12 protein-coding genes are annotated in these 24249 nt (G+C 51.8%); 2 read left to right on the forward strand and 10 right to left on the reverse strand.

Annotated features, from left to right (window positions below; translation table 11 throughout):
• Nucleotides 1-157: 157 nt before the first annotated feature.
• From ACYVAM_RS05890 to ACYVAM_RS05925, 8 genes are all read right to left on the reverse strand, one after another.
• Nucleotides 158-2611, reverse strand: a complete 2454-nt coding sequence (locus tag ACYVAM_RS05890) for an ABC transporter permease (RefSeq protein WP_461064893.1) — start codon at nt 2609-2611, stop codon at nt 158-160.
• Between the two features lie 77 nt (nt 2612-2688).
• Nucleotides 2689-5139 (reverse strand): ABC transporter permease, encoded by a 2451-nt coding sequence (locus tag ACYVAM_RS05895; protein WP_461064895.1) that lies wholly within the window; start codon nt 5137-5139, stop codon nt 2689-2691.
• A 73-nt stretch (nt 5140-5212) separates the two neighbouring features.
• Nucleotides 5213-7636, reverse strand: coding sequence for an ABC transporter permease (locus tag ACYVAM_RS05900; protein ID WP_461064897.1), 2424 nt, complete (start codon nt 7634-7636; stop codon nt 5213-5215).
• Between the two features lie 86 nt (nt 7637-7722).
• The gene (locus ACYVAM_RS05905) at nt 7723-10149 is read right to left on the reverse strand and encodes an ABC transporter permease (protein ID WP_461064899.1); all 2427 of its coding nucleotides are present in this window, start codon (nt 10147-10149) and stop codon (nt 7723-7725) included.
• Nucleotides 10150-10166: 17 nt separating this feature from the next.
• Nucleotides 10167-12590 (reverse strand): ABC transporter permease, encoded by a 2424-nt coding sequence (locus ACYVAM_RS05910; RefSeq protein WP_461064900.1) that lies wholly within the window; start codon nt 12588-12590, stop codon nt 10167-10169.
• Between the two features lie 12 nt (nt 12591-12602).
• Complete coding sequence (locus tag ACYVAM_RS05915) at nt 12603-15008, reverse strand: ABC transporter permease (protein ID WP_461064901.1); 2406 nt, start codon at nt 15006-15008, stop codon at nt 12603-12605.
• A 74-nt stretch (nt 15009-15082) separates the two neighbouring features.
• Complete coding sequence (locus ACYVAM_RS05920) at nt 15083-17500, reverse strand: ABC transporter permease (protein ID WP_461064902.1); 2418 nt, start codon at nt 17498-17500, stop codon at nt 15083-15085.
• A gap of 11 nt (nt 17501-17511) precedes the next feature.
• The gene (locus ACYVAM_RS05925) at nt 17512-19917 is read right to left on the reverse strand and encodes an ABC transporter permease (protein ID WP_461064904.1); all 2406 of its coding nucleotides are present in this window, start codon (nt 19915-19917) and stop codon (nt 17512-17514) included.
• A gap of 388 nt (nt 19918-20305) precedes the next feature.
• On the opposite strand from ACYVAM_RS05925, the gene ACYVAM_RS05930 reads away from it, so the two are divergent.
• On the forward strand, nt 20306-20749 hold the full coding sequence (locus tag ACYVAM_RS05930; protein ID WP_461064906.1) for a response regulator: 444 nt from the start codon (nt 20306-20308) through the stop codon (nt 20747-20749).
• A 150-nt stretch (nt 20750-20899) separates the two neighbouring features.
• Here ACYVAM_RS05930 and ACYVAM_RS05935 read toward each other — a convergent pair whose 3' ends face one another.
• Nucleotides 20900-21067 (reverse strand): lmo0937 family membrane protein, encoded by a 168-nt coding sequence (locus ACYVAM_RS05935; RefSeq protein WP_148562506.1) that lies wholly within the window; start codon nt 21065-21067, stop codon nt 20900-20902.
• Between the two features lie 400 nt (nt 21068-21467).
• Between ACYVAM_RS05935 and ACYVAM_RS05940 the strand changes: the two genes are divergently transcribed.
• The gene (locus tag ACYVAM_RS05940; RefSeq protein WP_461064908.1) at nt 21468-21809 is read left to right on the forward strand and encodes a LytTR family DNA-binding domain-containing protein; all 342 of its coding nucleotides are present in this window, start codon (nt 21468-21470) and stop codon (nt 21807-21809) included.
• A 33-nt stretch (nt 21810-21842) separates the two neighbouring features.
• Here the strand turns inward: ACYVAM_RS05940 and ACYVAM_RS05945 are convergent, their stop codons facing one another.
• Entirely contained in the window at nt 21843-24242 is a 2400-nt protein-coding gene (locus tag ACYVAM_RS05945; protein WP_461064910.1) for an ABC transporter permease, read from the reverse strand.
• Nucleotides 24243-24249 lie beyond the last annotated feature (7 nt).

The following is a 24249-nucleotide window of genomic DNA, read 5'->3' on the forward strand; positions in this document are numbered from 1 at the left end:
AGGGCTATTCCGTTAAGGAATAACCCTTTCGGGTAGTCGCCTTTGTCCATAAACGGACAGTTTTTGTACGATCCTGGACAGGTGATTTGTGGAGTGGGCAGGGGCGTCAACGCGCGGTAGAGCCAACGCATGCGTTGGCTCTACATGAACGATTTCCCTATTCAGACCGGAGTGATTTGACCGGATTCATCAGGGCCGCTTTGATGCTCTGAAAACTGACTGTTAATAAGGCAATTCCCACCGCCAGCACACCCGACAGCGCAAACATCCACCACTCAATGGCGATTTTATAGGCGAATTTTTGCAGCCATTTATCCATCACGTACCAGGCTACCGGCGAACTCAGCACCAGGGCGATCAGGACAAGCTTGATAAAATCGAAGGAGAACAGCCCGAAGATATGGGCTGTTGACGCGCCCAGCACTTTCCGAACCCCCACTTCTTTGGTGCGCGTTTCGGCCATGAACGCTACAACGCCGTAGAGCCCAAGACAACCGATAAACAGGGCAATGCCCGCCAGTAACTGAAACAGCGAATACATCTGTTCTTCGTTCTTGTAGAAGTTTGTCAGGGTTTCATCCAGGAAGGTGTATTTGAATACGAAGTCGGGAAATGTGGCATTCCAGGCGGTTTCGACCTCTTTTACTAACTGGCTGATGGCCTCCGGGCTCGTATGCGCCGGGTCTAGTTTGATACCCAGACTCCGATACTGGTCGCGGTAGGAGGTCAACACACTGGGCTCGATATGCTGATGCAGCGAAAACGCGTTGAAATCTTTGACGACGCCAACAATTGGCTTTTTCATGACTTCGCCGTTTACCCGCATGAACTTGCCGATGATCTGTTCGGGCTTCTGAAAGCCTAAGCGTTTCATGAAGGCTTCGTTGATGACAAACTCGCGCATCGTATCGCCCGGTTGATACATACGGCCCGCCAGCAGTTTCAGGCCGTAGGTATGCACGTAAGCTGTATCCGCCGGTCGCATGAGGGCGCCGAAATCGGGTTCTTTATCGTCGTTCTCAAAGCGGAAACCGGTAGTCCAGTTGCTGGTCGAGGACGGGGTAGTCATGCCAAAACTCATCGACTGGATACCCGGTAAGCCCGTTAGTTTAGCTTTCAACGATTCTAGCTGACCCGGCTTTTTCTCCGGGATCAGCACCGTCAGTACGGCCTCCCGGCTGTAGCCTAAATCGGCTGAGCGGAAGTACTTCATTTGGCTATAGGCAATGATCGTTCCGATAATGAGCAACTGCGAAATGGCAAACTGCCCCACGATCAACCCCCGGCGGAGCAATAGCTGTGCGTTGCCCCGACCCGATGCCCGTATCTTTCCCTTCAGGGCCAGAATGGGCTGGTAGCCCGACAAAACCAGGGCCGGATAAAAACCAGCCAGCGTGGTGGTCAGTAACCCCAGCGCAAACAGAAAGAGAATGACGGTTGGGTCGAATAGCGTTGCGCCCCCCGGCTTTATATTGAGTAACTCACCCACATAGGGCAGCGCTGCCTGCGCAACCAGGAAGGCCAGAACCATCGCCAGCCCCGTCAGTACGCCGGTTTCACCCAGAAACTGGCGCACCAGTTGACCGCGCGAACTTCCCAATACTTTACGGACGCCCACTTCTTTGGCCCGACGGATGGCCTGTGCGGTGGCCAGATTGACGAAGTTGACACAGGCCGTTACCAGAATGAACAGACCAATCAGACCCATCGCCCAGATCATTTCCTTGCTCACGGTTCGCTTGGCATAATTGTCAGTCCGCGTGTCGAAATGGATACTGGTTAGGGGTTGTAGGGAATGAACAAGATCACGGGCATCGTCGGGTTTGTGGTATTTGTTGATGAAAGCGACCAGTTGTTTGTCCATCTGGGCCGCGGCCATCGGCTGATCGGCTAGCGCGTTGGGTAACTTCAGGTAGATTTGCGCGCCCCCGTATGTCGACTGCCAATCGTCCCAGTTGGTGTTGGCCCCAAACTGTTTCAGCGAGGCAAATGACAGCAGGATACTAAAGGGAACACTGCTTGTGGCAGGCGGCTCCTGTACCACACCCGTCACCACGAAATCTGTCTTGTTTTCAAGTCGGAGCGTTTTGCCCATCGGGTTGCCTGAACCAAAATATTTTTCGGCCATGCGCTCGCTCAGGACAACCGTATTCGGATTGTTGAGGGCTGTTTGCGGGCTGCCGCTTTTCCAGGTGTAATCGAACAGACGGAAGTATTCGGGTTCTGCGAACGCGATGATGCCATCACCTTCCTGAAATTTCTTAGTTGTTGCGCTGGCTTTTCCACGAACGCTGACAACCACATTCGCCATCCGATAAACCATTGTTATATCGTTTTTTAACAATGGAAAATCGTTGCGCAGGGCAGGTAGAGCCGGTAATGGTATGCCCACATTCCGACGATCTTCGTTCGATTTTTTATTGAACGACACCAATCGATAGGTTTGGTCGGCGTGTGCATTATGCCGGTCGAAGCTCAGTTCATAGCGAATGGCCAAAAACAACAGCAGGCAGCAGGCCAGGCCCAGTGTCAGGCCCAGCACATTGATGGTGGAGTAACTCCAGTTACGCTTCAACGCGCGGAGAGCGGTCGTGAGATAGCTTTTGAGCATAGGGGTATGGGGTTTAGGCAGAGGGATAAAGGTGTTGGGGCTGCGTCGACCCTTTGCCCTTACCCCTCTGCCCCGTACTATTCCGATCGTAGTGATTTCACCGGGTTCATCAGGGCCGCTTTTACGCTCTGAAAACTCACCGTCAGCAACGCAATGCCTACGGCCAGTAAACCAGCCAGTGCGAACATCCACCATTCGATGTCGATCTTGTAGATGAATTTCTGCAGCCATTTATCCATCACGTACCAGGCCACCGGCGAACTCAGCACCAGGGCGATTAGCACGAGCCGGACGAAATCGAGGGAGAACAAACCGAAAATGTGAGCCGTCGAGGCACCCAGCACTTTGCGAACCCCCACTTCTTTGGTGCGCGTTTCGGCCATGAACGCCACGACGCCATAAAGCCCAAGACAACCGATAAACAGGGCGATGCCCGCCAGTAACTGAAACAGCGAATACATCTGCTCTTCGCTCTTGTAGAAGTTGGCCAGCGTCTCATCCAGAAATTCATAGCTAAAAACAAATTCGGGGAAAGTGGCTGTCCAGGCGGTTTCGACCTGCTTCAAGAGTTGGCCGATGCCCTCGGTGCCGCCCTGGCGGGTCGACAGTTTGAGGGCGATGGTGCGGTAGTTGCCCGTCTGGGTGGTCAGGACGCTTGGCTCGACCCGTTCCCGCAACGAAAACATATTGAAATCCTTTACCACGCCCACAATGGGCTTCTTCACATTCTCACCCGCCACCGTCATCAGTTTCCCGAGCACCTGCTCGGGTTTTTGAAAGCCCAGCCGCTTCATGAATGTCTCGTTGATGACCAGTTCGCGAATGGAGTCGGCGGGTTGGTACATGCGCCCGGCTAGTAGTTTCAGTCCGTAGGTGCGCACGTAGGCGGTGTCGCCGGGGCGCATTAGAACGCCATAGCCGGGATCTTTGTCGTCGTTGCCGAATCGGAACCCCGTGGTCCAGTTGCTGGTCGAGGAGGGGCTGGTCATGCCAAAACTAATCGATTGTATGCCCGGCAGTCCCGTAAGTTTGGCGCGTAAATTGGCAATCTTACCCGCATCATTGTCGGGCAAGGGCATCGTCAGAACGGCGTCTTTGTTGTAGCCCAGATCGGCGGAACGGAAATAGCTCATCTGATTATAGGCGATGATGGTACCGATAATCAGGAGCTGGGAAATGGCAAACTGACCCACAATAAGCCCGCGCCGAAGCGTCAGATACCGCCCCGTCCCCGTTTCCTGAATTTTACCTTTGAGGGCCAGAATGGGTTGATAGCCCGACAGCACCAGGGCCGGGTAAAAGCCCGCCAATACGGTCGTCAGTACGCCCAGGGCCAGCAGAAACCCGATCACAATGGGGTTGAACAGGGTTACGGCTCCCGGCTTGATGTTGAGTAGTTCACCGACGTAAGGAAGGGCAAGTTGAGCAACAAGCAGCGCGAGAACAACCGCCACGCCGGTTAACACACTGGTTTCGCCCAGAAACTGACGCACCAGTTGTCCACGTGTACTCCCCAATACTTTCCGAACGCCCACCTCCCGCGACCGGCGGATGGCCTGCGCCGTGGCCAGATTGATGAAGTTGATGCAGGCCGTTCCCAGAATAAAGAGGCCAATGAGCACCATCGCCCAGATCATTTCGATGCTGATGCTTCGTTGGGCATAATTCGAAATGTTGGTCGCGAAATGAATATCGGTAAGGGGCTGTAACACGTACGCCAACGTTTTGGCATCCTCCGGGTCGTGGTATTTGTTGACAAAGCCCACCAACTGACGTTCCATCCGGGCGGCAGGCGTCTCCGAGCCGGCTGTGGCTGGGGGGAGCATCATGTAAATCTGAGCCCCACCATAGGATGACTTCCAATCGTCGGGGGGCGATGTCATGCCATAGGCCAACACCGACGCATGGGACAGGAACACATCGAACGGCAGGCTGCTCGTCGGGAGCGGGTCCTGAATAACGCCCGTTACCACAAAGTCCATCCGGTTCTCCAGCCGGATGGTTTTGCCCATTGGGTTGGCATCGCCGAAGTACTTGTGGGCGATACGCTCCGACAGAACCACCGTATTCGGGTTGGTTAGCGCCGTTTGCGGGCTGCCTTTTTGCCAGCTATAATCGAACAGGTTAAAATACTCCGGTTCGGCAAAGGCGATCACGCCATCCGTTTCCTGAAATCGTTTGGTCTCGGCCTTTGCTTTCCCCGGTATGGCTACCACCGCCGATTTGATCCGGGTAACCAGAGTGAGCTGGTGTTTCAAGTCCGGAAAATCATTGCGGAGTGCGGCCAGTGCCGGAAACGTGATGCCCGTATTCGGTTTGCCGTTAGGCTCCGTTTTATTCGCCCCGAGCATGCGGTAGATGCGGTCGGCATGAGCGTTGTGTTTGTCGAAACTCAGTTCATAACGAATGGCCAGAAACAACAGCAGGCAGCAGGCCAGGCCCAGTGTCAGGCCCAGCACATTGATGGTGGAGTAACTCCAGTTGCGCTTCAACGCGCGCAGGGCAGTTGTAAGATAGCTTTTGAGCATAATGTTGGGTGTTTGTGTGTCGGGACAGGGCATGAGACAGGGCATGCCCTGTCTCTACGGGGGAATTGCGTTCCTATTCCGTTTTTAAACTGTTTGCCGGGTTCATTAACGCAGCTTTTACACTCTGAAAACTCACCGTCAGCAGCGCGACACTCAGCACCGACAGGCCAACCAGGCCAAAAAGCCAGCCGGTCAGTTCCATGCGATAGACGAACGTATCGAGCCAGTTCCGGGCTGCATACCAGCCAATGGGCGTGGCGATTAAAAAGGCAATCAGGACTAGTTTCAGGAAGTTGACGGATAGCAACCGGGCTACCTCCAGCGTACTGGCACCCAGTACTTTCCGGATACCGATTTCCTTCGTACGCTGTTCGATCATGAGCGATACCAACCCAAACAGGCCTAAGGCGGCAATCAGCACCGCCAGCAGGGCGGCATCGGTAACCAGTTCCTTCCAGCGGGCATCGTCGGCGTAACTTTCCAGTCGGTCGTCTTCCATGAAATGATAGCTGAACGGCTGATACGGAATCAGTTTCCGGAACGTGCTCTCAAGGGTTTGCAGCCCGGCCGGTGTCTGGCTTGGATTGAGCTTGACGTACAACTGGTTCATCTGCTCGGGCTTGCCCAGCTGCAGCAGCACGGGTTCGGGCTTGTCGCGGAGAGAGCGATACTGGTAGTCGCGCACGACGCCCACTATGGTCAGGTCGTGCCGGACGTTATTTTCTTCCCGTTGCACCACCTTCCCAACTGCCGGTCGATCGGCCGACAGAAACTGTTTCACGAAGGTTTCGTTGACCAGAACGTTCGAGATGCTGTCGGTCGGGTTGACGTGGCTCAGGCCTCGACCCGCCACAATCGGAATATTCACAAAGGTCAGATACTGATCGTCGATGTACTCGCTGCCCGATTTAATGGGTTTGTTCTGCATGTAAAACGTACTCGATCGATGCCCACCCGACTTTCGTGCCACGGCCTCGATACCGGTTTGACCGGGTAGGGCCTGCTTCACCAGTTCACCCTGTCGCTCACGGCCCCAGGGCACATAAACCCGCACCCGATTGGCGCATTCAAAGCCCACATCGGCGTTTTGAATGTAGTTGAATTGCCCGTGAAGTACCGCTGTCCCGATCAGCAGCACAATGGCAATCACGAACTGCACAATCAGCAGTGATTTGCCGACGCTGTTGCGGCCTGTCAGCCTAACCCGGCCATACAGCACCTGCGTTGGATTGAAGCCGGACAGGACCAGCGCCGGGTAAAAACCCGCTAGTAGCGTAACGAGCATGATGAGGCCCCCGAACAGCCCGAGCGTTTGCGGAGTCAGCAGAAAACTAAGTTGTAAGGCTTTATTGGCCAGCGTTGAGAACTGGGGCAACAGACTATACACAAGGAGTATGGCGGGTACAAAAGCGAGCAACGTCAGCAGGAAGGTTTCGCCAACAAACTGCCCGATGAGCTGGGCGCGGGTGCTGCCCGTTGCTTTTCGGATGCCAATTTCTTTCGTCCGGCGTAACGACCGGGCCAGCGTCAGGTTGATGAAGTTGATGCAGGCCAGCAACAGAATCAGTCCGGCAATGCCACTCAGCACGTAGGAGTACACCGACGAAGAGCCCCGCATCAGCCCGTTGCTCAACTCGTAGCGGTCATTGAGGTGCATGTCGATGTATGGTTGCAGATGATAGGTCGAGCTAAAAGACCCTTGTTCACGCGCCAGTTTAGCCAGTTGCTGACTGGCGTGCCGGTTGAAAACAGTCGCCATTTTTTGCTCAACCGTAGCCGGATTAGCTGATGCCCCGTTCCGGTCGGCCCGCAACAATACGAACGTATTCAAAAAGCCATCCGACCAGTCGTTCTCGTTCCAATCGCTGCGGTTGGGCGGCAACGACGCCACAAACGGCCGCAGCGCATCGAAGCGGATGCTCGAATTCATGGGGGGCGCTTTCACGACGCCCGTAATGCGGTAGTTCTCGAAACTCCCACCTGCGTCGATCGTCACCTGCCGGTTCAGTACATCCGTTGTTCCGAAATACTTGAGGGCTAGTTCGTCCGTAATAACCACATTGCCGGGCTCACTCAGTACCGTTCGGGCATCGGCTCCGGCCAGCAGGTCGAAACTAAACAGCCGAAAGAACGACGTATCGACGTACATAACCTGTTGATAGATGCCTTCGCTTTTGTGGCGAAACAGCATCTCGTAGCCCTGCATCCGGCAAAAGCCCGCCACTTCCGGTATCTCTGCCTGAAACGTGGGGCCTTGTGGCAAGCCCGACGCACCAGTTACGACCTCAGTACCGGTAGCGGTTTTGGTGTCTATCACCACCCGGTAAAGCTGGTCGCCCTGTTTGTGAAAGCGGTCGAACGAAACTTCGTCCTGCACAAACAGCATGATGAACATGACGGCCGCCAGACCCGCACTCAGGCCAACGATATTGATCGTGCTGAGCGATGCATTGCGGACCAGATTTCGGATGGCTATTTTGAGGTAGTTAAGAAGCATAGAATAAGATGGTAGGGTATGTTGTCGTTAAAACCTGCCGGGTCTGTAGAGACAGGGCATGCCCTGTCTCTACAGACCCGGAAACCCTATTCCGACCGCAACGATTTCACCGGATTCATCAGGGCGGTTGCAATGGTTTTACTGCTAATGGATATGAGTACTAAAACCAGGATCAACAGGGCAGGTGCCGCGAAAAGCCACCAGTTCAGTTCAATGCGGGCCGCGTAATTGGCCAGCCAGTTTTTCACTATAAAGTAGGTGATAGGCAGGCCGATCAGGATAGCAATCAGTACGGTACGGATAAACTCTTTCGAGAGCAACAGCATCAGGTTGGTCGTGCTGGCCCCAATCACTTTGCGAATGCCGATTTCTTTCGTGCGCTTGGTAACGGTAAACGTCGCCAGCCCGAACAGCCCTAAGCAGGAGATCAGTATGGCGAAGCCCGTCAGGGTACCAAACACCTGCTGGAAGCGGTCGTCGGCCTTGTATTGCTTGTCATATTCGCTGTCCATGAAGAAATAGCTGAACGGCGAATAAGGGAAATTGGCTTCGTAAACTCGTTTCAACGTCGCGAGTTGTTCCTGGGGGTTACCCCCGGCAAACTTCACGCTGGCATAGGAGTCGAAGGTGGGCGAGTACAAATGAATGATCGGGATGTAAGCGGCCTTGGGCGACTCGTAGTGGTAATTGCTGACAACGCCCCGAATCGTCGCTTTACGTCCCCAAAGGTCGACCTGCTTGCCAATCGCTGCTTGTGGCGTTGGGATTTCCCAGAGCCGCAGGGTTTCCTCATTGACAATGAGTTGCCGATCGGTTGTATCTGAAAAACCGGGCCGGGTCGTGGCATCGAAGTTTTTTCCTGCCAACAGCTTGATGCTCATCAACCCGATAAACGATGTATCTATCTGCGTCAGGTAATAATTGTAGGCAGTTTTTTTGACAACGCCCGACAGATTAATCCCGGTTGTCGTATTCATTTGGGTCGATCCCATGCCCGGCACCGTACCGGACAGCGATACCGCCTTTACCTGCGACTGGTTGAGCAGCGTTTGCCGAAACGTATCATACTCCTTTCGGGCAGTAATGCCCACCGGGGCTTTCACCACGAGGGTACGATCAAGGTTTACGCCCAGGTTTTGTTCGCGCAGAAAATGGACCTGCCGGTAAACGGCGAATGTTTGCACCAACAGAATCAGGGTGATGGCAAATTGGAACACCACCAACGACTTACGCAGAAAAATACCTTTGGTAGAGCGCGAGAAATTGCCTTTCAGAACGGCAATCGGATCGAACGAAGACAGGACGAAGGCCGGATAAAACCCCGATAGTACGACACTCAGCAGCAGAAACGCCCCAACGCTTTCCCAGAAAAAGACATCCTTAAATACGGTGAAGCCTTCAGGTAGCCCCGCCACCTCAATAAACACCGGGCGAAGGATACTGACCAACCCCACCGCCAGGGCTCCGGCAACGACATTGACCAGCACGGTTTCTATGAAAATCTGGGTTCTGATCTGGTACTGGGTGGAGCCAACGACTTTTCTCATACCAATTTCCCGCGCTCTGTCGAGGGCTTTTGATGTAGTCAGATTTACATAGTTAACGAGGGCGCTCAGAAGTACCAGAAACGCTACGCCCAGCAGGAGATACACCGACTGTGCCTCGCCATTGGGCTCTGTTTCAAAGTTCTTGTGGGAATACAGATGAATGTCTTCGATCTTCTGGCCGATTATCCGGCGATCTTTTATCGTCTTTTCGCTAATCAACCGGTCGTTAAAGGCTGCCAGCGATTTTGTGAATCCTTCGTAACTGGCGTTATCGGCCAGTTGTAGATAAGTGAGGGTATTGTTGCCATCCCAGTTATCGTCCCGTTCGCCAAAATCGGAGAGCATGGTCGGGTACGAGAAAAGCATATCGAATTTCAAATGCGTATTGGCAGGGCTATCCGGTACTACGCCCACGACTTCCAGCAGCACACTGCTTTCCGACTTTGGAATTTTCAGGGTTTTGCCCAGCACATCCAGCGTGTTGAAGTAGGTCAACGCCATCGTTTTTGTCAGAACAACCTGCCGTGGTCTGGTAAACAGATTGGTTCGGCTTCCCCGTAGTAGGGGGTAATTGAACATCGAGAAAAAGGAGGAGTCGACCGCGAAGACGGTATTGACCAGGTAATATTTCTCGCCAATCTGGACTGTCACATTGGGTTCGCCGATCGGATACGCGCGGGTGTACTTGACAACCTCGTTCATTTCCTGTTTGGCTCTGGGACCAACTGGCGGATTGGTTTCTGTATCCTGCGAGTTCACTGTACCCCCGTTCATGTAGTCGATGGTAAGCCGCACCAGCCGATTTGCCTGTGGGTTGGTATGTTCATAGCTCAACTCGAACCGTACATATTGGATAATGAGCAGCGCCACCGCCAAACCGGTAGCCAGCCCCACCACGTTGATGAGCGTGAAAGTCGTATCCTTCCTGAAGATACGCAGGGCAATTTTTAGGTAATTCGTGAGCATAGTTTTTCCATTTTACATCATTCGCTTCGTAACGACTTCACCGGATCCATCAACGCGGCTTTAATGCTCTGGAAACTCACCGTCAACAGGGCAATGCCGACTGCCAGTAACCCTGCCCCGGCGAACACCCACCAGGAAAGATCAATTCGGTAGGCAAACCCTGCCAGCCAGCGATTCATGGCATACCAGGCAACGGGTATGGCCAGGATGATAGCGATGAACACGAGCTTTAAAAAGTCTTTGGATAAGAGCGCAATGATGCTGACGACGGATGCGCCCAGTACCTTTCGAACGCCAATTTCTTTCGTCCGTTGTTCCGCGGTGAAGGCGGCCAAACCAAATAAGCCCAGACAGGCAATGACAATGGATATGACCGCAAAAACCGTAAACAGCTGGCTTGTTTTCTGCTCCGTTTCGTAGAGAAACGCAAATCGCTCGTCCAGAAATGAATACGTAAACGGAGCCGGAGGAGTAAACGATTCCCACTGCTTTCGGAAAGAAGCTATAACATCCGAAACATCCGTCGCTTTCACCTTCACGATGATGGCACCCGAATTACGCCCCAGGAGCATCATCAGCGGAGCTATCTTTTGGCGGGCCGATACATAATGAAAGTCTTTCACCACCCCAATGATGGTGAACTCACGTTGGCCGGAACGAACAATTTTTTTGCCAAGCGGACTGGTATTTCCCAACCCTAACTCCCGGACTGCCGTTTCGTTGATAACCGTGGCCGTGGAATCGGTTGAAAACGCTTTAGAAAACGACCGTCCTTCTTTCAATTCCATGCCCAGCGTTTTCAGATATTCTTCGTCGACATGGTAAATATTGGTTTGGATTTCGGCTCGGTTCTGATCGCCTTTCTCCCGCTTTGCATAAATCTGCGTTCCGTCCATATTGCTCATGCCAACGGGAACATTGCCGGAAAGGCTGGCCTGCATGACGCGACTGTCCCGCTGAAGCTGCTGTTTGAAAACAGACTCGTTTTGCCCCAGCATATACGAATCCTGAATGACCAGTACCTGATCTTTGTCGAACCCGATTTTTTTATTCTGCATGAAATGCAACTGCTGGTAGGTGACCATGGTGGCCACGATCAACGCGCCGGAAACGGCAAACTGGAACACTACCAGGCCGCTCCTGAGGCTACTGCGACGGCTGGTCTGCACCGCCGATCCGCCTTTCAAAACCGCCGTTATCGTTGAAAAAGAGAGTAGAAAGGCCGGGTAAGCACCCGACAGAATACCGACGAAAAGGCCGAATGCCAGAAGGATACAGGCATTTTCTACCGATAGTAGGGAGCCAATCGAAATGGCCTTACCAGCCAGTTCATTAAAGGAGGGCAGCAGCAGCCCAACGGCAAAAACAGCCAGCAGCAGGGCAATAAATGTCAGTAACGTAGACTCGAGCAGGAATTGCCTGATCAGCTGGGTTTTGACCGAGCCCATTACTTTCCGAATGCCAATCTCTTTCGAGCGACCAGCGGCCCCCGCCGTGGACAAGTTCGTGAAATTGACAATGGCCAGGAGCAGGATGAAAATCGCCAGAATACTGAATATGTATACCGAATTAATGTCGCCGTTGGCAGCTAGTTCATATTTAGTCGCCGAATGGAGGTGAATATCGGTCAGGGGCATTAGAGAAAACCGGAATGTGTTAACTGATTTCTGGGCTTCGGCCAGGCTAACGCCCATATCCGCCCTTATTTCCGGCACCACATACCTGGCAACCAACTGGGGAAATTTCGCTTCGAGCTTCCGTGGATCGGCGGCTTTGTTCAACACCAGGTATGTGTAAAAGCCGATGTTGCTCCAGGTTAGTGGCTTGGCGGTCCTATCGGCCATACTTAAAAATGCGTCGAAGTGAAAGTGCGTGTTGCCCGGAATTCGGTCAATCACCCCGGTTACTTTTCGCACCTCCTGGCCTTTGCCGAAGAGAAGTGTCTTGCCCAGTGCCGGGCTTGTACCAAAATATTTCTGCGCAAAGGCTTTCGTCACAACTACAGAACCCGGCTCTTTCAGCGCAGTTTTTAGGTCGCCCTCCAGCAACGGGATAGAAAAGGTTTCCAGGAAGTTAGAGTCGGCCATGGCAATGGATTGCTCCTTGAATTGTTTGTCCTGGTACCGCATAAAGACTTGGGTCCACGGCATTAATCGAGTAAACGCCAGCACCTCCGGAAACGCAGCCTGGATGCCCGGCCCGACAGCCGCATCGACATTGGAGAAATCCGTAATGCCGCCATTCTCGGCTAAATGAAGTTCTACCCGATATATTTGGTTTGCCCGAGCCGGATAGCGGTCATAACTCAGCTCATCCGTAACAAAAGCCGCAATCAAAATACAGCAGGTCATTCCGACGGCCAGCCCCACGATGTTGATGAATGAAAAAGCCTTGTTTTTCATCAGGTTCCGCCAGGCAATTTTGAAATAGTTTGTAAGCATGGGGTGAGTAATTTATTCAGACCGTAATGACTTTACCGGGTTCATCAGCGCGGCTTTGATGCTCTGGAAACTGACCGTCAGCAGCGCGATACCTAACGCGCCTACTCCCGCAACTGCGAAAATCCACCAGCTTAGTTCGGTGCGGTAGCTGTACTTCTGCAACCACAGGTTCATGCCGTACCAGGCCGGGGGCGTAGCAACGAGCAGGGCAACCAGCACCAGCAGGACGAAGTCTTTGGAGAGCAACCCCCATAAGTTGCCTACGCTGGCACCCAGCACTTTGCGAATGCCAATCTCTTTGGTGCGCTGTTCGGCGATAAAGGAGGACAGGCCGAATAAGCCCAGACAGGAAATGAGAATGGCTAAGGTGGTGAACACACCCGCCAGCTTGCCTACCCGCTCTTCGGAAGAAAACTTAGTCGCGTACTCCTGATCCACGAACTGATATTCGAAGGGTAGATCGGGGAAGTTTTGCTTGTAAATGCGTTCGACAGCCGCAATCGACTGGCTGGCACTTTGGCTGGGGTTCAGCCGAAGGTTGTAGTAGCTGGCATCGTTATTTTTATCGAACACGTACATCGCTTGTTTCACCGGCTCGTAGGGCGAGGTCATAATCATGTCGTCGATAACGCCGATGACCGTCAGCGGTGGGTTAGAGCCCATGCGGATGATGGTGCCGACGGGGTTTTTCAGGCCCATGTAGGTTACGGCGGTTTTGTTCAGAATGACGGCGTTGGAATCGGTTGGGAACGCCCGCGAGAAATCGCGCCCGGCAATGATTTTTAATCCCAGCGATCGGACGTATTCGGGCGAAACCGCTGTGTAGGCAAGGTCCTCCTGAAAGCCTTCCGGTTTGCCTTTCCACATAAAACCGGAGCGGTTGGACGATACCTCAGTGGTTGGGCTGCTGGCTGAGGACATTTCAACCACCGCACCTGAATTGATAAATTCACGGCGCAGCAGATCGTATTTTCCCATAAAGGCAAATTGGGTTAGAGGAATTTGAATCAGCCCATCGCGGTTGTAGCCAATGGGGCGGTTCCTGGAATGCTGGATTTGCCGGAATACGGTGATGGTACCGATAATCATGGCTACCGACACGGTGAATTGCAGTACGACCAATACCTTACGGGGTAGAGTCGCGTAACGGCCCATTCGAAATCGTGCCGACGAACCGGTTCCCTTCAATGCGTTGATGGGCTGAAACGAAGATAAGTAGAACGCGGGATAACTACCGGAAAGCACGGTCGTAAACAGGATGAAAAATAGGGACGCTCCCCAGAAATAGCCGCTGGTCCAGGGGAATTCTATTCGCTTGTCGGCCAGCATGTTGAATGAAGGTAAAGTGGCCAAATTCAGACTTGTGGCCACCAAAAAGGCCAGCCCGACAACCAGGAAGGATTCGCTCAGAAACTGGGTAATAAGCTGAGTTCTGACCGAGCCCACCGACTTCCTGATGCCTACTTCTTTAGCTCGCTTTTCGGAGCGCGCCGTACTCAGGTTCATAAAATTGATGCAGGCAAGCAGCAGAACGAACGCCCCGATCAGGCCAAATAGCCAAACGTTGTCGATGCGCCCACCTGTCTGTACACCATTTTCAAAGCTGGCGCGCAGATGCCAGTCGTTCATGGGTAACAGGAATAACGCTGGTTTATACTGCCTAACTCCCTCGGGAGCGTTCTTCATTTTGGCATCCCGTATTCTGGCCGAAACCTGCGCCATCGTGGTATTGTCGGCAATCTGGACAAAAAGCTGCCAGGAGTTATCGGCCCAGTTGTCCGCCGAATTTTTTACCCATTCCGTATTGGTTACGTAATGTTCCCAGGGCGCAATGAACGTCGTGGCAGCGAAATCGTTGCTGGACGGTATATCGGCATATACGCCTGTTACTTTCATGGCATACTTGTTGTTGAGCTTCACGAGTTTACCCAGGGCTGCCTCATTACCGAAGAGAGCCTGAGCCGTAGAAGCTGCCAGCAGAATGGAGTTGGGGTCTCGCAATCCATCTTTTTGTCCCGAAAGCATGGTCAGGTCCAGCATATCCGGGGCTGCTTCCTGCATGAAGTTGCCCATCTTCACCAGTTTCTTTTCACCATGGGCCAGGATACTGCGAAACCGCCAGCTACTCATTACGATGTGCTTAAAGTTCTCGCTGTACTCGTTACGCAGAGTCATTTCCAGCGGCCGGGGAATGGACGATACCGTGCCGAATTCATCATTGAAAATCTGGTTTTGGTAGACCTGCGCAATACGGTCATGATCTTTGTGAGCATGGTTGAAGGTCAGTTCATCCGCAATCCACAGGCCAATGAGCATGGCCACAGCCATACCGATAGCCAGACCGCCAATGTTGATCGCCGAATACCCTTTATTTCGGGTTAAGCTGCGAAAGGCAATTCTAAGATAGTTCGTAAGCATAAGTCGTAAATCCCCAGGGGACTTTGTTTAAACGTAAACGTTAGCCGTTATTTCCCCTTGGGGGCAAAGGGTTTTTACTCCGACCGGAGTGATTTGACCGGGTTCATCAGTGCGGCTTTTATACTCTGAAAGCTTACAGTTAGCAGGGCAATGGCGATCGCGAACATACCGGCCAACACGAACATCCACCAGTCAATGGTAATCTTGTTGGCAAAGTCCTGTAGCCAGCGATTCATGGCATACCAGGCAATGGGCGAGGCAATGACGATGGCAATTAGCACCAGTTTGAGGAAATCTTTCGAAAGCAACGTTACAATACTGCCTACCGACGCTCCCAATACCTTCCGAACGCCGATTTCCTTGGTACGCTGTTGAGCCGTGAACGTAGCGAGACCAAGTAGCCCTAAACAGCCGACCACGACTGCCAGCAGGGAAAAAAAGCCGAATACCTGCCCAAATCGCTCGTCGGCCCGGTATTGTTTGTCGTAACGTTCATCCAAAAACGAGTAGGCAAACGGGTCGGTTGGAAAATAGCGCGCCCATGCTTGCTGAACAACAGCAATCGCCTGACTGGATTTGCCATCGGCTAGTTTAATGGATAGCTGGCCATTCACACCGGGATCTAATCGTAAAATAAGCGGCTCGTAGGCAGCCCGAAGCGACTGCTGGTGAAAATCGTCCACAACGCCAACGATGGTGAGAATGTCGCCCCAGAAATCAATTTTTTTACCCAATGCCTGCTCCGGGTTCGTGAAGCCTAGCTGTCTGATTCCGGTACGGTTAAAGACCACCGCATCCTTTTCGCCCAGCTTCGCGTCGAAATTACGCCCCGCGATCACCTTCATGCCATAAGCCTTGACAAAGTCATAGTCAATCCCAATAACGCGGTATTGCTTGCCCGTTTCCTGGGGCGTACCGGCTAACCGGATGCTACCCGCGTTGAACTCTACTTTTTCGCCGGGAATACTACTCGATATAGCAATACTCTTGATCGAAGACTGCTGAAGTAGTTCTTCTTTGAACGCCTTTGTCTGGTTGATTCGGGTCGAGTCATTCATCGGCCTGTCCAGAACGAGCGTTTGCCCAATGTCGATACCCAGATTTTGGCTGCGCATGAACTGCAATTGGCGGAACACCGTGATGGTACCAACCAGCAGGAAAACAGAGGCTGAAAACTGGATGACGACCAGTGACTTTCTTAGAAAGACACCCTTTTGGAAACCAACAAGCCCGTTTTTTAAGACAGATACCGGATTAAAATTAGAGAGCACAAAGGCTGGATAAGCCCCCGACAGCAGCGTTCCTATAGCGTACATACTCCCCAAACCAAACCAGAAACGGGTCGAGAGCAGGAAGGAATAGTCTAACTGCTGATCCGTGAACTGATTGAACAGCGGCAGCGCCATCAGTATCCCGATGAAGGCCGCAACAACGGCTAATAAGTTCAATAGCGCCGATTCAATCAAAAACTGGCTGATCAGCTGAGTCCGGTAAGAACCCACCGCTTTCCGGACGCCTACTTCTTTAGACCGGCTGATGGCGCGGGCCGTTGCCAGATTAATATAGTTGATCCAGGCTATGGCTATAATAAAAAAGGCGACACACAGTAGTACATACACCGAATTGCCGTCGCCATTCGCACCGGCTTCCATCATGAAATGAGAGTACAAATGAATGTCAGGAAGCGGTTGCAGCCGCAGCGCCAGTTTATCCCCTGTTTTTAAATCTGATTGTCCATTTTTTTGTAGAAAATCCGGAAACTTGGCTTCTAATTTTTCGGGGTTTACCCCTGGCTGTAGCAACAGATAGGTCAGGCAACCATCCCAGTTCCAGGCATTAGCCAGGTTCTTGTCAGGCTCATTTTTTGGATTGACTAACCGTTGAAATGTACTGAATGACATCAGGTAGTCAGCTTGCAGATGGGAGTTTTTAGGGAAATCCTGATAGACGCCCGTTACCCTGATGGGGAACTCCTTTTCTATGGTGATGACCTGGCCCATCGGATTTTTAGTGCCGAACAACCGCTTGGCCAAGGCAGCCGAAATGACACCCGTGTTGGGTTCGGTCAGGGCGGTTTGCCGATTACCCATTAACAGCGGATAAGAGAAAATAGTAAAGAACGATGGCGTAGTGAACGCCCCTTGCTCTACTTTATATTTTCGGTTGTTTGATTCCAGTAACAGGCCGTTCCGCATGTACACGTTGGTGTAATCGGCAACTTCCTCAAACGCACTTCTCAGGTGGCTACCAACCGCAAACGGCCCCCCCGCCCATTCGGTTGATAAAACACCTTTTTCGTATCGTTCGGCTTTCACCCGAAAAATACGGTCTGCTTTGTCGTGGAATCGATCGTAGCTTCGTTCAAAGGCAACGTACTGAAGAATGAGCAGGGTGGCCGCCATGCCTACGGCCAGCCCCCCAATGTTAATGGCCGAGTAAGCCTTGTTTGTGACGATGTTCCGCCAGGCAATTTTTAGGTAGTTCGTAAGCATGTCAGGATAATTTATTCAGATCGTAATGACTTGACTGGGTTCATCAGGGCGGCTTTCACGCTTTGAAAGCTCACCGTAAGCAGGGCAATTAATAGGGTGAGCCCACCCGCCAGCAAGAAGACCCACCAGTGAATGTCCGTTCGGTAGGCGAAGTCATTGAGCCAGGTGTGCATAGCATACCAGGCAATGGGCGAGGCTATCAACAGTGCTACCAGCACCAATTGCATAAAGTCTTTCGAGAAGAGCGCCACCAAACTCGCTTCCGACGCACCCAGCACTTTGCGAATACCAATCTCTTTGGTCCGTTGCTCCGCCATAAACATCGAGAGCCCAAACAAGCCCAGGCAGGAAATTAAAATGGCGACGCTCGCGAAGACGCTAAACAGCGTTTGCTGGGTCTGCTCGCGGGCGTAGAGCCGGTTAAACCGCGAATCCAGAAACTGGTAGTCGAAGGGGCGTTCCGGAAAAAACTGCTTCCACACCGACTCGACACGCTGGATAGCGGCCGGAACATTCCCTTTGATGGGAATGGAAATCCAGTTGAAGTTTTCTTTTGCCATCACCATGGCAATGGCCGCCATCTGCTGGTGCAGCGATTCGAAATGAAAATCTTTCGTTACACCGATAATTTGCCCGTTGGCCGGGCCGTAGCGAAAACGCTTGCCGATGGCCTGTTGAGGTGTCCAGCCTAACTGACGCACAGCGGTTTCGTTGAGAACCACCATCGATGTGTCGGTCGAGAACGAACGCGAAAAATTACGTCCGGCGGCCATTGCAATCTGGTACGTCGGAATAAAATCGTAGTCGACGCGCAAACTGCGCAGATTAATCTTTACCGGCGCCATGCTGTCACCTTTGGGAGCCGCAGCATCGTAGGAGTCCAGCAATCGGGACGATGGTATCCGGGATGAGCGGCCCATGTCGGCCACAACACCCGTTTGCACCAATTGCTGTTTCAGCGTTTCGTAGTTTGTCGTCGAGTCACCAACATCCGACAGGAGCAGCATCTGGTCTTTCTGATAGCCCAGTCGGTAATCCTGGATGTATTTCATCTGGTTATATACCACCGCTGTGCTGATGATGAGCACGATAGCAATGGCAAACTGGGTAATAACCAGCACCTGTCGCAGCTTGCCCGTGCGCATAGCCGACCCGATTTGCCCTTTCAATACGCCCAGTGGCCGGAAGGAAGTCAGGAAGAAAGCCGGATAACTGCCCGCCACCAGCCCCGTCAGCAGGGTAATGGCGATGAGTATGCCCAGAAAAGCTGGGTTAAGCAGTTGACGAAAGGCCAGTTGCTTTTGGGTAAACGCGTTCAGGGCGGGTAAAGACAGCACCACCAGGCCAATGGCAATGCCCAATGATAAAATAACCAGCAGAATAGACTCGCTCAGAAACTGGCCAATGAGCTGGGAACGCAAAGCCCCTACAACCTTGCGCATCCCAACCTCTTTGGCCCGCCCCGCCGAACGGGCTGTTGCCAGATTCATGTAATTGATGCAGGCAATGAGCAGAATGAATAAACCAATGGCCGAAAACAGATAAATGTACGTAATGTCGCCGGTAGGTTCCACCTCCGAATCCGTATGTGACCGCAGGTGAATATCCGTGAGTTTTTGCAGGTTCAGCACCGACCAGGTAGCGGCTTGTCGACCTTCTTCAGACGGGACGTGTTTGTTCTGGAATGCCGGGAAATTGTCGACAATTCGTTGCGGATCGGCACCCGGCCGCAGGAGCATATACGTATTGAAGGAGTTATTGCTCCAATTAGTACGTAGTCCTTCAGCGCTGTAGACGCGGTTGTCGTTCAGAGTGGAGAAGGAAAGCAGGAAACTGGGATGAAAATGGGCTTGTGTCGGCAGCGGTTCGTAAACACCCGTGACGGTTAAGTCGAACTGGTTGTTCAACCGGACAGTCTTGCCAACCGGATTTTCCTTGCCGAAGTATTTTTCGGCCATAGGGCGGGAGAAAAGAATAGAAAATGGATTGACAAGCGCCTGGTCGGGATTGCCGCTCACGAAGTCGAAACTGAATACCTCAAACAGGTTGTCTTCGGCAAAGAACATGTCTTCCTCGTTGAACGAATGCTCGCCATACCGTACCAGACCGCCATTCTCAAGTGTCCTCACCACGTGTTCTGCTTCCGGAAAGTCCTGCTTGATCAAAGGGCCAAAAGGAGGGGCTGCCTGCGCCAGTCGCAGCGATACCGTTCCTTCGGAGGATAAAAAGGTGCGGGTGACCCGGTACGTCCGGTCCGCATGGGCGTTATAGCGGTCGTAACTGAGTTCATCCTGCACATAGAGGGCGATCAGTAGAAAACAGGCTAGGCCAACAGCAACGCCTGCCATATTAATAACGCTAAATGCTTTGTGTTTACGCAAGTTGCGGAAAGCGATGAGCAGGTAATTACGTAGCATAGCTGGACTGGGCTAATGTGGCACAACAAATCAGTATGCCAAATGCCGTACCAGAAAGTTAATTCGCTGATTGGTAGGGAATTGTGTTGAATGGCTAATTGAGAAATGTCCGCAAACGGACGCAATACGTACAGTTGCGGACAGGCGTTTTGGCGGGCTGGTAGTCGGCAGGTTGGCGAATAGTAGTTAGCGCTGCGGAGTCGAATCAATGGTTGCCCATCTGCTGATAAAGTTACTTTAAAGAGGCCCTGTCTGCGTTTCTACATCTCTACAGATTTCCTACAGATTTCAGTAGTAGTCTTGCTATATAGAGTTGGTTTTTATCTAGTAAACCGCTAATACATATGCTGATGGTATAAAGCAGTACTCAACAACTAGTTTTAATTTTATGGAGTCGGAAAAGATGTTCCACCAAAGGAGTAGTATCCCTCTTTTGGTGGTGGATAAAAATAAAGATCATCAATTATTGATTGGATACTGTCTACGAACAAAAATTCCCCAGGTCGAACCAACCTTTGCGACGACAGCGCAGGAAGCGCTCTCCTTTCTGAAGCGTTCATTTTATCAAAAAGAAAGTTTCCCTAAACTACTTCTTTTCGACCTTAGCCTGCCAAAAACAAGCCACGGTTTTGCTTTGCTAGAGGAAGTCCGGATCCGTTATCCGCTTCTGCCAGTCATTGTTCTAAGCAGTGAACAAGAGCAGTCTCTTGTCAATAAAGCTTATCAGCTAGGCGCTCATTCTTTTATGGGAAAACCCTTGAGTCTGGAAGAATGGGAAAACCATTTTCAGATGATAAAAGAGTACTGGCTTTGGACCGTAACGCTGTCCTGAAAAAACCAATGCATTTGTGAGTTTTTCGCCCCTGCCTTTCAAGGCGAAGTTACTTGAACACTGTTTCTATCTGGTTTAGGTGGTTCACCAAAATCAGATAGAAACAGTAGCGAATGAATCGGGAAAACGGGATGGTGGCCTAACGGCCTATTATATGCCTCTACCTTGAATTAGACGCAGAATAATGGCTATAACGGCAATTACCAGCAGGATGTGGATAAGCCCGCTGGTGGCAATGCCGGCTCCTAGAACGCCCAGGAAGCCTAACAACCAGATAATAATGAGAATAACAGCAATGGTATACAGGAGATTGCCCATGGTTTTTGTGATAGATGGTGAACGATTAATTGGTTAACTGTTGCCGTTTACAACCTGGATTATTTTAAAATGTTTATCCAATAAGGTTTCACCGGTTAAACCAATAGGTTCATTTATTCATCCAATGCACAAAAAAGATTAAGGGCTAACTGCGTTTTCATCTCATGATCACAGGTGTAGTTTCGCGCTTGATCCGGCTTTATTTACCTTCGGCCGCTGTGTCATAATTGTAACCCTGATAAACTAAATGCGACGAGCTACGGCTAGTTTGACTAGCTTAGGCTGATGCCTGAAAACCAATCTTTTTTACTACATTAAACCCGAGTTTGACTGATAATGTGATGGACTTTTTTACTGTAATTAATTATTCGTTACGTTAAAACTATTCTTCAGTAAGTACATGGCAAAACAGCAAATGCAGACAGGTTTTGTATTTATTCCAGGTTACCGGGATCCTCAAAATACACAGAGAATGATCCGGTTAGAAGGTAATGGAAATTACACAATTATTCATTTTGCTGATAGCTCGAAAATTTTGATGGTGGCTCAAACATTAAGGTATTTTGAAGAACAAATACCCGATTTTATTCGGGTTAATAAGTCGGCCTTAGTCAATCCTGCTTATGTGGAAGAACTTATTCGAACGGGGCCAAAAACGATGATTTTACGCCTGAACGATGGGATTGAGTTGCTCGTTTCCCGACGTCGGATAAACGATGTAATGATGAAATTAGCCGCCTGATTCGGTTGCGCGATGGGTATAGCGGTATGCGCCTTACTCAGATCGTAAACTCTTTACCGGGTTCATTAACGCGGCTTTGATGCTCTGGAAACTGACCGTTAGCAACGCAATGCCGACAGCCAGCAGACCGGCCAGTCCAAATACCCACCAGGCAATATCAATCCGGTAGGCAAAGTCCTGTAACCATTTATTCATGGTCCACCAGGCAAGGGGCGAGGCAAGAAGAAGGGCAATCACAACCAGTTTGATGAAGTCTTTTGACAGAAGCGCTACGATACTGGCTACACTGGCCCCGAGCACTTTGCGGATACCGATCTCTTTGGTGCGCTGGCCAACCATGTGCAACACTAACCCGTATAAACCCAGGCAGCAGATCAAAATAGCAATGCCCGTAAACGCGTTGATGAGTTTGGCAATGAGGGATTCGGTTTGGTAAAAGCGAGCCACCTGCTCATCCATAAACTGGTATTCGAACACCTCATCCGGGAATAGTTGCTGCCACGTTTGCCGGATTCGCTGAAGTGTCTGCGCTGGATGATGCCCCGAAATCCGGATTCCCACTCGTGCATACCAATCAGCTTTACTGGCAATTAAACAGGGACCTATTACCTCCCGAAGTGATTTCTGATGGAAATCCTTTACAACACCAACAATGGGCAGCGGTACCAATGAGGGGTAGTACTGGAGTTTTTTACCCAGTATCTGCTGTGGGTTGCTGAAACCAAGCTGGTGCGCCAGGGTTTCATTGATCAGGTATTCGCGGATGGTGTCGCTGGGCACTAGGTTGCGACCGGCAATCAGTGTCAGGCCATACGTTCGAACGTAGTCTGCGTCGGCGAGCCGATCCCGAACCGGAAATAGAACCCACTCGTTGCTCCCGTTAAATTTAAAGGAGCCGCCAAACAACTGATCACTCGATGGCGGACGATGGCTCAAACTGACCGAAACAATATCGGAATACTGCGAAATCTGTTTCTTGAAGGCTTCCTGCCGGGCCTTTTGTTTGGCCGGTACAGTAACGAGCACCACGTTATCTTTCTGAAAGCCCAGGTCGGCCTGCTGTATGTACCGAATCTGATTTGCCACTACCAGCGCCCCGATAATAAGCGATTGACAAACGACAAACTGACTCACCACCAGCACCCGCCGTACGGTGAAGCCCCGCCCCGAGACGCCCGTCAGCTTTCCTCTCAGCGCGGCCCAGGGCGAAACCCCCGACAGAACCGCGGCCGGATAGCCACCCGCAATCAGGGTAATGCTCACTAGTACTAATCCGATAAATAAAGCCGTAGATGCGTCCATCCGGAAAGTCAGGGGCGCCTGAACCCAATCCGCGAAGAAGGGAAGCAGCAGCGAAACCAGCAACAGCGCGAGAGCCGCAGATGACAGAACGATCAGGCTTGTTTCGAGGAGAAATTGGCCGACTAACTGAATCCGCGAGCTACCCAGCGTTTTACGAACGCCAACTTCTTTGCCACGCCGGAGCGCCTGTGCCGTTGCCAGATTGATGAAGTTGATGCAGGCCGCTACAATCAGTAAGACACCAATGATGCCCAGCGACCAGATCATTGAGGCACGAATCGTTTCACCACCCCGCTTCACGTCGACGTGAATGTCTCGTAGAGGCTGCGTATGAAACTGAAAAAATTTGGCATCTGCACCGTATTGCTTTCGGGCCAGCGCAGGAAACGATCTCTCAAGGCTGAGGGCAGCCTCTGAATTTTTGAGCCTGACATACAGTCGATTGGTGCTGTTGAGATAGCCCCAATTGGTTTCCTCATAGGCTGGGTCGATCTGCTTTAACGTGGCCATCGAAATAAATAGCCCGAGGTTCGTATCGGTCATGGGCGGTGGATCGGCCACGACGCCCGTGATGGTTACATCGGTTTGGTTATTGATGGTCAGGGTTTGTCCGATTGGGTCGGTCGTGCCGAAATATCGCTTTGCCCACGATTGAATCATCACCGCACTGTTGGGCTGGCGGAGGGCAGTTTCCGGGTTACCCTGGAGCCATGTATAATCGAGTATGTCGAACCATTCCGGCTCAACCTGGCCCGTGCCTTTATGTTCGAGAAAACGGAGGGGAGCTTGACCCGTTCCAGCCCGTTTGACACTGACGGTTAACTCCCGGTTCATCGCCAGAAATGCCGCCTGTTCCACCTGCGGATAATCCCTCCGAAGGGTTGCTGCCAGGGGCAGGGGCGCTTCTGGATTGTACTCAATAGAGCCGTCAGGCAGATGAAGGTCTGTATTTATTCTGACAATCCGGTCGAGGTTAGCGTGGTGCCGATCAATGCTTATATGGTGGCGCAGGAACAGGAAGATCAGCAGGCCGCCCACCATACCAACGGACAGGCCAAGGATATTCAGCAGCGTATACGTAAGCTGTGAGCGAAGGTTCCGAAGGGTAATGTTTAAATAGGACCGTAGCATAAGCGTT

It is taken from the genome of Spirosoma horti (assembly GCF_054776595.1).

What these genes read in the sequence shown, in the direction of transcription:
- ACYVAM_RS05890 (WP_461064893.1), bottom strand. Translation starts at nt 2,611, where the DNA reads ATGCTCAAAAGCTATCTCACGACCGCTCTCCGCGCGTTGAAGCGTAAC.
- ACYVAM_RS05895 (WP_461064895.1), bottom strand. Translation starts at nt 5,139, where the DNA reads ATGCTCAAAAGCTATCTTACAACTGCCCTGCGCGCGTTGAAGCGCAAC.
- ACYVAM_RS05900 (WP_461064897.1), bottom strand. Translation starts at nt 7,636, where the DNA reads ATGCTTCTTAACTACCTCAAAATAGCCATCCGAAATCTGGTCCGCAAT.
- ACYVAM_RS05905 (WP_461064899.1), bottom strand. Translation starts at nt 10,149, where the DNA reads ATGCTCACGAATTACCTAAAAATTGCCCTGCGTATCTTCAGGAAGGAT.
- ACYVAM_RS05910 (WP_461064900.1), bottom strand. Translation starts at nt 12,590, where the DNA reads ATGCTTACAAACTATTTCAAAATTGCCTGGCGGAACCTGATGAAAAAC.
- ACYVAM_RS05915 (WP_461064901.1), bottom strand. Translation starts at nt 15,008, where the DNA reads ATGCTTACGAACTATCTTAGAATTGCCTTTCGCAGCTTAACCCGAAAT.
- ACYVAM_RS05920 (WP_461064902.1), bottom strand. Translation starts at nt 17,500, where the DNA reads ATGCTTACGAACTACCTAAAAATTGCCTGGCGGAACATCGTCACAAAC.
- ACYVAM_RS05925 (WP_461064904.1), bottom strand. Translation starts at nt 19,917, where the DNA reads ATGCTACGTAATTACCTGCTCATCGCTTTCCGCAACTTGCGTAAACAC.
- ACYVAM_RS05930 (WP_461064906.1), top strand. Translation starts at nt 20,306, where the DNA reads ATGGAGTCGGAAAAGATGTTCCACCAAAGGAGTAGTATCCCTCTTTTG.
- ACYVAM_RS05935 (WP_148562506.1), bottom strand. Translation starts at nt 21,067, where the DNA reads ATGGGCAATCTCCTGTATACCATTGCTGTTATTCTCATTATTATCTGG.
- ACYVAM_RS05940 (WP_461064908.1), top strand. Translation starts at nt 21,468, where the DNA reads ATGGCAAAACAGCAAATGCAGACAGGTTTTGTATTTATTCCAGGTTAC.
- ACYVAM_RS05945 (WP_461064910.1), bottom strand. Translation starts at nt 24,242, where the DNA reads ATGCTACGGTCCTATTTAAACATTACCCTTCGGAACCTTCGCTCACAG.